12 protein-coding genes are annotated in these 11,556 nt (G+C 50.3%); 7 read left to right on the top strand and 5 right to left on the bottom strand.

The window, feature by feature from the left end; genetic code table 11:
• Positions 1-138 precede the first annotated feature (138 nt).
• Both FD01_RS12345 and FD01_RS12340 read left to right on the top strand, forming a co-directional pair.
• Positions 139-834 carry a tRNA (adenine(22)-N(1))-methyltransferase gene (locus tag FD01_RS12345; protein ID WP_056964584.1) on the top strand — a complete coding sequence of 232 codons (696 nt, stop codon included), beginning with the start codon at positions 139-141 and terminating at the stop codon, positions 832-834.
• Positions 827-1,621 (top strand): Nif3-like dinuclear metal center hexameric protein, encoded by a 795-nt coding sequence (locus tag FD01_RS12340; protein WP_054716091.1) that lies wholly within the window; start codon positions 827-829, stop codon positions 1,619-1,621. The genes FD01_RS12345 and FD01_RS12340 overlap by 8 nt, the downstream gene beginning before the upstream one ends.
• 549 nt (positions 1,622-2,170) lie before the next feature.
• On the opposite strand, the gene FD01_RS12335 is transcribed toward FD01_RS12340, so the two are convergent.
• Together FD01_RS12335 and FD01_RS12330 are read right to left on the bottom strand one after the other, a co-directional pair.
• Positions 2,171-2,755, bottom strand: coding sequence for a TMEM175 family protein (locus FD01_RS12335; protein ID WP_056964582.1), 585 nt, complete (start codon positions 2,753-2,755; stop codon positions 2,171-2,173).
• A gap of 9 nt (positions 2,756-2,764) precedes the next feature.
• On the bottom strand, positions 2,765-4,171 hold the full coding sequence (locus tag FD01_RS12330; protein WP_056964581.1) for a C69 family dipeptidase: 1,407 nt from the start codon (positions 4,169-4,171) through the stop codon (positions 2,765-2,767).
• A gap of 128 nt (positions 4,172-4,299) precedes the next feature.
• Here FD01_RS12330 and FD01_RS12325 point away from each other — a divergent pair, with 128 nt between their 5' ends.
• From FD01_RS12325 to FD01_RS12305, 5 genes are all read left to right on the top strand, one after another.
• Positions 4,300-4,488: a 2-hydroxymuconate tautomerase gene (locus FD01_RS12325; protein ID WP_054716094.1), complete on the top strand. Its 189-nt coding sequence runs from the start codon at positions 4,300-4,302 to the stop codon at positions 4,486-4,488.
• Between the two features lie 15 nt (positions 4,489-4,503).
• Entirely contained in the window at positions 4,504-4,836 is a 333-nt protein-coding gene (locus FD01_RS12320) for a metal-sulfur cluster assembly factor (protein WP_056964579.1), read from the top strand.
• Between the two features lie 667 nt (positions 4,837-5,503).
• On the top strand, positions 5,504-6,241 hold the full coding sequence (locus FD01_RS12315; protein WP_056964577.1) for a hypothetical protein: 738 nt from the start codon (positions 5,504-5,506) through the stop codon (positions 6,239-6,241).
• A 9-nt stretch (positions 6,242-6,250) separates the two neighbouring features.
• Positions 6,251-7,216, top strand: a complete 966-nt coding sequence (locus tag FD01_RS12310) for an ABC transporter permease (protein WP_054716103.1) — start codon at positions 6,251-6,253, stop codon at positions 7,214-7,216.
• Positions 7,213-8,544, top strand: a complete 1,332-nt coding sequence (locus FD01_RS12305; protein ID WP_056964575.1) for an RsmF rRNA methyltransferase first C-terminal domain-containing protein — start codon at positions 7,213-7,215, stop codon at positions 8,542-8,544. Before FD01_RS12310 ends, FD01_RS12305 begins: the two co-directional genes overlap by 4 nt.
• Positions 8,545-8,595: 51 nt before the next feature.
• Here the strand turns inward: FD01_RS12305 and fni are convergent, their stop codons facing one another.
• The 3 genes from fni to mvk are packed head-to-tail and all read right to left on the bottom strand — an operon-like array spanning position 8,596 to position 11,535.
• Positions 8,596-9,630: a type 2 isopentenyl-diphosphate Delta-isomerase gene (gene fni / locus FD01_RS12300; RefSeq protein ID WP_054716106.1), complete on the bottom strand. Its 1,035-nt coding sequence runs from the start codon at positions 9,628-9,630 to the stop codon at positions 8,596-8,598.
• Positions 9,623-10,594: a diphosphomevalonate decarboxylase gene (gene mvaD / locus FD01_RS12295; RefSeq protein ID WP_054716108.1), complete on the bottom strand. Its 972-nt coding sequence runs from the start codon at positions 10,592-10,594 to the stop codon at positions 9,623-9,625. The genes fni and mvaD overlap by 8 nt, the downstream gene beginning before the upstream one ends.
• A complete protein-coding gene (mvk, locus tag FD01_RS12290; protein ID WP_056964573.1) occupies positions 10,594-11,535 on the bottom strand; it encodes a mevalonate kinase in 942 nt (313 codons plus the stop codon). The genes mvaD and mvk overlap by 1 nt, the downstream gene beginning before the upstream one ends.
• Positions 11,536-11,556: the final 21 nt, after the last annotated feature.

Genomic DNA, 11,556 nt, shown 5'->3' with positions numbered 1-11,556 from the left:
AATCTGGGAACGGGCCTCTATTGATTTTCAAGACGGTCTGTTATTGGGTGCTTACAAAGCTTCTACCTCAAATTTGACCCCAAAGTGCGTCCAGGGTTTGGTATACTAAATACAGAAAATTTCTCAAAGGGGATCAACATGACAATTCATTTATCCAAACGTTTGGCCCAAATTGCAAGCTTTGTCGAATCAGGCGCGCGCTTAGCTGACATCGGCACTGACCACGCTTATATTCCCATCGCCTTAGCCCAAGATGTCGTGATCGATTTTGCCGTTGCTTCTGATATCGGTGCCGGCCCTTGCAAAATCGCTAAAGCCAATATCCAACAAGCTGGCGTCGAGGATAAAATCGTCGTGCGCCAAGCAGACGGGTTAAGCGGCATCAAACCTGAAGATGACATCGACACGATCATTATCGCTGGAATGGGCGGCGAACTGATGGTGGAATTGCTGGAAGCAGGCTTGGCGCAGCTCGATGGCACTGAAAGCTTTATTTTGGAACCGAACCGTGATGACTACACCGTGCGCCAATGGTTGGCCAAGCATGAATTTGGCATTTTGGATGAAGCGTTGTTGGAAGATGAAGGCCATGTTTATCCGATCATCGTGGCTGGCCAAACCAGCCCAGAAGTGCCATACACTGAAGCCGACTTGGTGCTCGGCCCAGTGTTGAAACGCAAGCGCGGCGAGGTGTTTGAACAACAACTAGCCCGCGACATCGCCAATCAAGAATATATTTTAGCCAGCTTAGAAAAGGCCAACTCCGACAACGCTGACAAGCTCGCGGCAGTGCAAGCACGGTTAGCCTTGTTAAAGGAAGCGCAACATGACTAAAGGCTTAGATTTAATCGCGCGATTTGAACAATTTGCCCCAAAATCGTTAGCCGTGCCAGGCGATCCGATCGGCATTCAAATCGGGGACGCGACCAAAACCGTCAAACGGGTCTTGGTGGCGTTAGATGTACGGCCAGAAGTGGTCGAAGAAGCGGTTGCGTTGCACTGCGACATGATTTTTGCGCACCATCCGGCGATGTTTCGGCCAGCCAAGAACTTAAATTACGCCAATCCGCAATTTGCCATGTATGCCAATGTGATTCGCCATGATATCTTAGTTTACGCGGCGCACACCAACTTGGATTCAGCGATTGGTGGGATGAACGACTGGTTGGCGCAAGCCTTGAAGTTGTCAAGGGTATTGCCATTCATCGAATCCGGCGACGAGGAACACATGGGACGCATCGGGCAATTGCCACAGCCGCTCAGCTTGAAAGCCTTCGTGGCCCAAGTCAAACAAGCCTTCAATGTACCGGCGCTGCGGGTGATCGCCAATGATTTGACGCGCCCGGTGCAAAATGTCGCAATTTTAGGCGGCGACGGAGGAAAATTCTACTTGGATGCGCAAGCTGCCGGCGCTGATGTGTATGTTACCGGGGATGTTTACTATCATACCGGCCATGATATGTTAGCGAGTGATATGCCAGTGATCGACCCCGGTCATCATATCGAAAGCATCATGAAAACCCATGTGGCGGATCTTCTGAATGACTGGTCACAAATTGACGGCTGGGGGATTCAGGCCGTAGCCTCAACCCTGAACACTGATCCTTATACCTTTATGTAAAAAACAAAATCCGTCATCGCAAACTGAAAAAGGTTGTGATGGCGGATTTTTTGAGTACAACAAGTCCACGAAACAGGCGTCTATTTCGTGGACTTGCGGCTTTCATGCCGATTCAATTACGTCGTTGCAGTGATCAAATGTATTCAAGCGCGTTGCTGCGTAACTTTGGGGGATTGGCCCAAAACCACTTTAAGCACTACTCAGCTCTGCATTGCCTTTCGTCCACAGGCACGCTTGCTTCCCATGTCGCCATGAGGTAATCGATCCGGTGTGATCTGGAATGAGCCCGATTGAGCCCTTCAGTGCCGGCACTCTGAAGCTAGAGATCCAACGGGTCACCCCGCTGCGGATCAGTCTCACTGGGTTTGCGAGGAACTGCCCCTCGTTGCGAAGAATTACTGACGACTTGCGCTAAGCCGCTCCTTCCTCCTTGAATTCACAATCATGTTAACGCCTTCTCCGAGTATAGTCAAGTACTTAATTTCAGGAATTTTTGTAAATACTTTGTAATGGATTAAAAAACACCCCGCAGGATGTTTTTGAGTGGTGTTAATTCACGCGATCTGCATCAGGCGTGGTGTGTAAGGCCATATAGATTAATTCTGCGCCAGTGGCGAGCAAGCACGCAGGCGGGAAGAAATAAATGACGATGGCCAATCCGATCGTAAAAGTCGGGAGCCGCCACGAATTCATAAACAAATATGGTGGCATGGCGGCAATTTTCTTGGCGATTGCCGAGTCGGCGTGGGCTTGAATCAACGCGCGCGTCAACCACCAATAAGCGATGCTCCATAAAAAGAAGACGATCAAATAGAAATATTCTGGCGCCTGCTGATTCAAAAATCGTCCCGCCCAAGCGGTAGCGACGGGAATCAGAGACATCGTGAATAACCAAGCATTGTTGATCCAGTAAATCTTTTTCGTTAAGCGTGTGGCTAGCGCAAACATATAGTGATGATTGAACCAAGCGACCCCGATGAACAAAAAGCTGATCAGATAGGCAAACAAATACGGCGCATCCGCTAAGATAGCAGTCCACTGCGGACTTTCTGGGGTTTTAAATTCAAGGATCATAATGGTCATGATAATCGCAATCACTGCATCAGTGAAAGCTTCGACTCGTGCGTAGTTCATAAGCGACTCCTATAAGTTAGCGTCATGCATGAAATTCAGCGGTGATAAATCGGTGCTGTCCATCAACAATTTCATCGTGAACTCATGCCAAGCATTCAACGCAATCGCAGCGTTGGCAGCAGTCGCCGTGGTCGCCAAACCAGCTAACCCGTGTTCGTCAAGGCTGGCGCTGGCAGCGTCTGCTTGGGCGATGCTGGCCAGGAGCTTTTGATGAGTGCTAGTTTGCACGGCGTCTAAATCTTTGGCAAAGCGCATGAAGTGGGCGTCCACTAAAACGCTGGCCAATTTGAATTGCCAATAAGCGGAGTTGAGGTCAGCAGGCAGTTCGCCTTGTTTGAAGCTTTCCGGTGTGTCCGTTGTGCCAGCAAAGAAGGGGATAAATTGACTTTCTGCCGCCACGCCCATCGCTTGCCAATGAATGTCGGCGATCGGTTGCGGTAAGTTTTGCCGCATTTGTAAGACGTGGGCTTCTTGCGTTTTGGCTACGGAAATCGGGCGATAGTGATGCGGAAATTTGGCGCGCGGGTCGGCAGGATCGAATTCCGTTTCTTGAAAATGCGACCCTAACACGGAAAAAGCATCGTCGACATGCAACAAACGATCGGCTTTTTGAATGAACGGTAAATCGCTGGATTCGGGATCTTGTTTGACACTTGGCGTCAAGCGACGTTGACCGTCCCACACCCGGGCCGTGTTGTAAGTGCGATCAAAGCTGGAATCCGTGCCGAAAATTTGGCGGAAGTTAAAGTCGGTGCCAGGCGTCCATAATTGGTGACTTTCGGCGAAATCTTTGAGGTCCGCACTGTACATAAAGTCATCGCTGTCAAAATCGACCACTTGAATCGCGAGTTGATTAGCGACCACGGCATAACTGTCGTCAGGAATGCGTTGCGCGACGTAACGATGGCCGGTGGCAATTTCCATATACCAAGCTTCATCATGATCGGCAAACAAAATGCCGTTGGCTTCGCCGGTGCCGTATTTTTCAACGATATCGGCTAAGCGCTGGACGCCTTCGCGAGCAGATTTCACATATGGTAAAACGACAGTGACCATCGCTTCTTCAGTGATCCCGTCTTCAATGAATGGGTCATAAGCGAGCACGCGCATATTGGCATAGGCAGATTCTGTGGCGCTCATGGCGACGCCAGCGCTGTTGATGCCAGCTTCTTCGAATAAACCGAATTTATCAGTCCATTCAGGCGTTGCGGTATAAGCTAAAGCATTTTTAGGCAAAGGCATTGCGAATTTGTTGGCTTTTGAGGCGAATTGTTGCGCGTCAACGACTGGCGCATGCTTGACGATGTGTTTGGGCCAAGCGGCTTTCGAGTCTTCGTTGCGCCCGATGATCACCGAATGATCAAAGGTGGCATTTTTGCCGATTAAAATACTGGTACAAGAACTGCGAGTTAACATTTGGCCACTTCCTTTTTCTTCTATTAGGTAGTATACCTTGAAGCCGGAAAAAATGCGAAACGGGCTTTCTTTTCGTAACCGCTGATCTATGCTAAAATAACAGCATAACAATTAAAGGGGACTTTCTCATGCCATTAGTTCATATCGATTTAATCGCGGGCCGCTCTCGCGAACAACTGCGCCAAATGTGTGCCGACGTTACCGAAGCCATTGCCAAAAACACTGGCGCACCTAAGGAACACATCCACATCGTACTCAATGAAATGGCCCAAGAACATTATGCCGTTGGCGGCGTGCTGAAGGCAGACGAAAAGTAATCGGAGGTCATTAACATGGCTGAAACCACAGATACTGCATATTTTGAAAAAATGAAAGGCGAGATCCTTGAAGCCTTAGAAACGGTCATTGATCCCGAACTGGGCATCGATTTGATCAACCTCGGGCTGATTTATGGTGTTGATTTGGATGAGAACGGCAAATGTGAAGTCGAGATGACCTTGACCACCATGGGCTGTCCACTGACTGATATCTTGGATGAAGACATCCACCGCGCCTTAATGGGCATCGATGGCATCAAAGACGTCGAGATCCATTTGGTTTGGTATCCCGCTTGGGGACCAGAGCGCATGAGCCGTTATGCGAAGATGGCGTTAGGCATTCACTAACTTTCTCATTGCCTAGCGGCACGAAAAGCTGTGAGCTCCGACAAAAAGTGCTCCGGCGGGCTGGTCATGGAACGCAATGTCGCTCGTCGGAGCTAATTTTACATTCGCTTCGCTCATAATCGCAAAATGGATCTCCTTCTCGCTGAGCTCTAAGCGGTAAACCGCTAAGAGCTCCACAGCTGATGACCAGCCCGCCTCCGCACTTTTTGTCTCCGCCCACAGCTTTTCTACGTTGATGCAACTGGCTACAGATTAAAAATGCTCACGTTTCGAAGGCACCCGTTATCATGAATAGTTGTTGCATCAGCGTTGTCACCATCTGATTCGTAGCCATCAGGTGTCAGTGGTCTAGCGGAGTGGCGGAACTGAAATCATCGAACGTGGCAGAAATACTAGGTGAGACAGTGGGTTCTGGCTCAGCTAGTATTTCAGACAAATTTCAAGACAAGCGATTTTCTTGGCTCGAAATTTAGGCAAAAGAACATCGGCGGTTTTTGCCGATTTCTGGAGCCGGCCGGCCACGAGAGATGATTTCAGTTCCGAAACGCAGTTAGACCCCTATCGCCAGATGGCGCATGAAACACTATCGATGCCAGATCTCAACCACGCAATAAATCCGAAGAAGGGCATGTACGCATGCTCTTTTTTCAAGTGTAAAGGAAACCATATGCCTTATTGGACCAAATTATTACAATTAAATCAGGTGCTTGCCAATCCAGTACTCGATGCCCAAGTGCAGGCGATGAGTGCTTGGCGGGAAGCGTTAGCCAAGCGTCAGTTACCTAAGCATCCACTACCGCGTTTAGGCATTGATGAAAGTTTATATCTGGACTTGGTGATGGCAGGCGGCGACGTCAAGTCCATTCAAACCATGGATAAAATGTTGCGCAACTTCCGGCAATATTTTGCCTATCACTATGGCATGTGGTCTAGCGTAAACCTTGATCTGTTTCAGACTTGGCAAAGCTTATTTGGACCAATGCGCTATTTAGAAGTCGCCAGTGGCAATGGTTATCTTTCGGCCGGGTTAAAAGCGCAAGGCAATTCCGTGATCACCACTGATGCGTTGACTTGGACGCAAGAGAATATGACTGGGCGCACGCCTTTGGTCCAGACTGAAGCACTGACGGCTAATGCAGCATTATGGGCTTATGGTGATCAAGTCGATGCGGTGGTGATGGCCTGGAGTCCTGATCGGGATATCAACGACGCCCATACGCTACACTTGATGCGTCGCCAGTTTCCGCAATTGCTGTGGTTTGTGATCGGCGAGCGCAATGGGGCAACCGATAGCCAGCTGTTTTGGTCGTTGGCACGCATTCAAGCTGATCGGCGCTTGTTAAAGTTGAATCGGCAATTACCACAATTTGATGCGATCAATGAACGGATTTATTTGATCCAGTGAGGAGATCTCGTGAAAAGACTTTTTATTATCGATTTGCTGTGGATCGGCTTGGTGGTGCTTGCCGGGCTCACTTGGTCGGTGCATGACCAATCGGCCTACGCCGACTTGCTGAATCATTTTGGCTTAAGTGAATCCGCCCAAGTCTTGCACACTGACAGCACGATGACGCCAGCGCAAGCCGTCAAGAAACTATCGGCGTCAAAACTCAATAACTTACAAGTCCAGTTTCAAACCACGGGCAAAACGCCGATCATTTATTATTATGGGAAAGGTTCGGCGACGAACTTGCCGCAAACTTCTGGCGCGTGGTTTTCCGATGCGGATCTGATGTCGAGTTTGCCAGTGGCTGTGGTCGGTTCAGAGTTGTCTGATCAATTGTACGCTGGCAGTAACCAGCACTATGTGACGCAAAATAATCGCTATATTCCGGTACTTGGTGTCGTTGGTACGCAAAAAGGCAGTCCACTTAACTCCGTGACTTTCTTGAACGCTAGTGCCGCCACCAATGCCCCAGCGTTAAAAAACTTAACGGTGATCGCAGACGGCACCAATATTGACCAAGATGTGACCACTTTGAAATCGCTGCTTGGCGCCACGTCGGCCAGCACTTATGTGTATACCGGGTCGCAATCGGGCGGCTGGTGGGCCGAAAAAGGTCAAACGTTAACGATTTTATTGGTATTGCTGGTCGTGGCGTTTGGGTTAAGCATTTTTGCCAGCCGCTTAGTCCCAATGAATCCCGCATTGGGTTTGACGCCGATGATGGCCACCACTTATATCCGTGGTTGGTGGGGTCGAGCGGTGGCGCATAATGTGGTTGCCGGTGCCATTGGCGTGGCGATTGCTTGGTGGGCCTTTTACTTAACGGATCATGTTTACTTATTAATGTATGCGGCCTTGTTATTAGCGGTATTTGCTGCTGGTGATTACTGGGGCTTGCGCAGGCGCTTTGATCGCGAAAGGAATGAATCATGAGTCAATTTCCAAACGGCTTTGAAGCCAAGTATCAACAATTATTAGGCGATGAAGCCGCAAGCTTCTTTGCGACTTTCGACCAACCAGCCCAAAGCGGGTATCGCACCAATCCTTTGCGACCGGCAGTCGACGCTGAAAACTCGGATCCGCAAGTGCCATGGAGTCAATGGGGCCATTACGGCAAAGTCCAAGGCAATGGCATTGAACATGTTTCCGGTTATGTGTATTCACAAGAACCCAGTGCCCAATTTGTCGCCACCGTCCTTGATCCCAAGCCTGGTGAACGGGTCTTAGATCTGTGTGCAGCCCCTGGTGGCAAAACGACGCATATCGCCAGCTTTATGCAAGGCCAAGGCGTGGTGGTCACCAATGAAATCAATCGTGGGCGCGCTAAAATTTTGGCCAGCAACGTGGAACGTTTTGGCATCACCAATGCCTTGATCACCAATAATGACCCAGAAAGCTTGGCGGCGGCGTGGCCTGAAGCATTCGACCGGATTTTAGTGGATGCGCCGTGTTCTGGGGAAGGGATGTTTCGCAAAGATCCTGAAGCGATGCAATATTGGAATGTCGATTACCCGGATGAATGTGCCCGCCGCCAGAAGTTGATTTTACAATCTGCGCAAGCGATGTTGCGTCCCGGTGGCACGTTGGTTTACTCGACTTGTACCTTCAGTCCCGAGGAAGACGAGCAAATCGCCAGCTGGGCCAATGCCAACTTACCGTTGAACTTGGTACCGATCGACAAAGACTTCGGGATTGAATCCGGTCGGCCAAATTGGGCTGATGATGACGACGCGGTGAAAATGACCGCCCGCTTATGGCCGCAACATTTAAACGGGGAAGGGCATTTTGTCGCAAAGTTTGTCAAAGCCGATGATGCGGCAATTCATGGCAAGCTCGCCGATGTCGGGCGTTTAAGTGCGACCCAGCGCAAAGATTATGAGGCCTTTGTCAAAAATGATCTGACCCATGGTTTGTCAGGTCAACTGATGGCGATCAAAGATCAATTGTTTGTGGTTCCCGTCGGTACGCCTGATTGGCGCAAAGTGCATGTGGTGCGCGCGGGAGTGCATGTCGGCACGTTTAAAAAGAACCGCTTTGAACCAAGCCACAGCTTGGCCACCGCACTTAATCCGGCAGATTTCCAACTGAGTATTGAAACCACGCAAGAAGAGTACACGCAATATCGCCATGGTGACTTGTTGCATCGTGATTTACCCGGCAAGCATTACGTCTTGCTCACGTTGAATGGGATGGGTTATGCGTTAGGCAAGCTGGTCAACGGCAGCATTAAAAATGTTTATCCGAAAGGCTTACGGGTCTAAAAGAAATACGCGTCAACTTTGCAAGTTCTGCAAGGTTGGCGCGTATTTGATTTACCGTAATTTCAGTTGGCGCTGTTCGGCGTAATTGACCAGTTCAGGACTATACACCACCGGCACTTGTTTGAGCTCGTCAAAATTGTGTGCCCCAAGCATTGCCATGAGGATCGGCAGCTCTTGTTGCCAGCTTTCAAGCTTGGCTTGGGTTTGCTCATCACCGAGTTTGATCAACCAGTGGAGCACTAACCCGGCGACGCCCACGGCACTGGCACCTAAGCGCAACGCTTTGATCACATCAAAAACCGAACGCACGCCACCAGTGGCAAACAGTTTGGCTTGGACATTTTGTGCTTCCAGTAAAGATTCAACGGTGCTTTGGCCAAAGCCGGCGAGGTCTGCCAACACGCTAGGATCTTTAGTGCGGGCATTTTCGATTTGGGCAAAATTCGTCCCGCCACGCCCGCCGAGATCGATATATTGGGCGCCGAGGTGTTCAATTTGTGTGATGGCTTCACGGGTCATCCCGTTGCCGACTTCTTTGACGATCACCGGTACTGCACTGTGCGCAATGATGTCGGCGAGATTGTCCAGCCAATCAAAGTCGCGATCACCTTCAGGCATCACCGCTTCTTGCACCACGTTGACATGGATCTCTAAGGCGTTGGCGTCAAGCATCGCAACGGCTTGTTGGGCTTGTTGCCAAGTCGCGCCGGCGCCGAGGTTGGCCATGATGAAGCCATCAGGGTCATTTTCCCGCAAGGTGGCGAAGGTTTTGGCCAAGGCAGGTTCGCGCAAGGCCACGGATTGAGAACCAGTAGCAATCGGCAAGTGCAAGGCATGTGCCAAGCGGCCTAAGCGGGCGTTGTACTCGCCAGTTTGTTTGGAGCCGCCAGTCATCGCATTGATGAAAAACGGCCACTGCCAGTCAAACACATGCGGCGTCACATCGATGTCGCTGACTTTGGTTTTGACCAATGGCGTGTGGATCAAGCGTACTTGGTCAAAGCCAGCGGCAGATCGCGGTTGGAAAAATTTCTCGGCTAAAAATAAATGTTCATCTTTGCGATGCGATTGAATCGATTCAGTCATGTTGCGCTCCGATCACTTTGGCAGCAGGGCCTGGCGTGGTGGTCAACACGCGGCCAGCAAAATCCGCTTGTAAGGCGTTAAGAATTTTGGGCACCTGCTCGCCTAACGTTAAGATTTTGACATTCGGCCCGGCATCCATGGTGGCATAAGCTGGGATACCATCAGCGCGCAGTTGTTTGACGATGGCCCAAGCTTTCAGTGTTTCTGGAGTCCAATAAGTGAAGGCCGGATCGCTAGCCAAAATCGTGGCGTGCATTTGCATACTGGATTGTTCGGTTAAATGACCGACTGCTGCGAAATCATTTTGGGCCAGGGCCGTCACCATTTGTTGGGCGGCTTGTTGATTGTGAGTGACCCAAGCAGGGTAGTACGGCGAAGTTTCAACCGTGTTGGCCATTAAGTTGCGCGATGAAATCGGCTTGGGGCCAGCATCGACGAGCACCACTAACATGGCGAGATCTAAATCAGGTGTTGGCAACGGTTCCGCAAAACTGGTCGCGTCATCTTCGCCGCGATGCCAAATGGCCAAACCGCCGTAAATACTGCGCGTCGCCGAACCAGAACCGCGGCGAGCTAGGCGCGATAAAGCCTGTTGATCTAAATTTAAACCAGCCGCGCGACTTGCCGCCAAGGCGAGGGCTGCATACGCTGAAGCAGAGCTGGCCAAACCTGCCGCAGTTGGCACGTGATTGGTACTTTCAACTCGAGCAAATAAGTTAATGCCTGCCAGGTCTCGCACCAAATTTAAAAAAGGCGTGATTTTAGTGGTGACTTGGGCTTGACCATCTAAACTGAATTGATCGGCGGCTAATTCGTCAACAAATTCAACCGTCGTATCGGTATAAAAATCATTCAACGTCAAACTGACGCTATCGGTGTAAGGTAAGATCAACTTGGGGTCTTTTTTGCCCCAGTATTTGATCAGCGCGATATTGGTATGCGCGCGCGCAGTGATTGCAGTCATCAGTTTGTCCTTTCTTCCCCAAAATCATATTGCCAAGTGGCCGTTGCGCCTGCATCGCGCAACGCACGGCGAATGTGGGCGGCATGCGTGGGATCAGTTGCCAAAGCGATCATACAACCACCTTGTCCAGAGCCGGTCAACTTCGCGCCTAATGCGCCATTTTGTTTCGCGGATTGAATCAGGCGGTCTAAGGCCTCATTAGAAACGCCCAGGGCTTTGAGCTGAGTTTGCGCCTGATCCATTTGTTCGCCAAGTGCTAACAAGTCATCTTCAGCCAAGGCTTTGGCGGCAAAAACTGTCGCCATGCCGATGGCTTCAATACTAGCGTCTGTTTGAGCTGGATCAGTGGCTAAATGGTCGGCCACTGAGGCCACGGCAATTTTGGTTTGACCAGCGATGCCCGTGTCGGCGATCACCAAGGTGCCATTTTTCGGGAATTGAATCGGCACTGGGGCTTGGCCTTTGACAAACCATTGTGGGCGGTCAGCTGAAGTTGTGGCTGCATCTAACCCACTGGGATTGCCGTGGATCGCGTGTTCGGAAGTCGCCGTCCACTCGAGAAGTTGTGCGCGGCTTAAAGGCGCATCAAAGGCCGCATAAAATGCCCGCACAACGGCGGTGGCACAAGCAGCTGAACTGCCCATACCGCGTTCTGGTGGCAACGCAGAGTCAATTGTTAATAAGAAGCCTTGCTTTGAGGCGTGGAAATGTTTCAACAAAGCAGAGATCAAATCCGCGATCCCAGCGAAATTGGTGTTGGCTGCACCGTGCAAACTGCCAGCGTAAAAACTCGATTGAATGCGTTGATCCGAGTCAGCCGTCAGCGTCGCCGTCAAGCGAATGCTTTTGACAGGCAAGGCGATGGCAGGTTGGCCATACACCACGGCATGTTCTCCGATCAAAATAATTTTGGCAAAACTTTCGCCACTTGCGTTTTTCATGTGTTTACTCCTTAAAATAAC

The sequence above is a fragment of the Lacticaseibacillus manihotivorans DSM 13343 = JCM 12514 genome, assembly GCF_001435035.1.
GTDB classification, from domain to species: Bacteria; Bacillota; Bacilli; order Lactobacillales; family Lactobacillaceae; genus Lacticaseibacillus; species Lacticaseibacillus manihotivorans.
The sequence above is the reverse complement of the archived record's forward strand: the minus strand, read 5'-3'. Positions and strand labels throughout refer to the sequence as shown.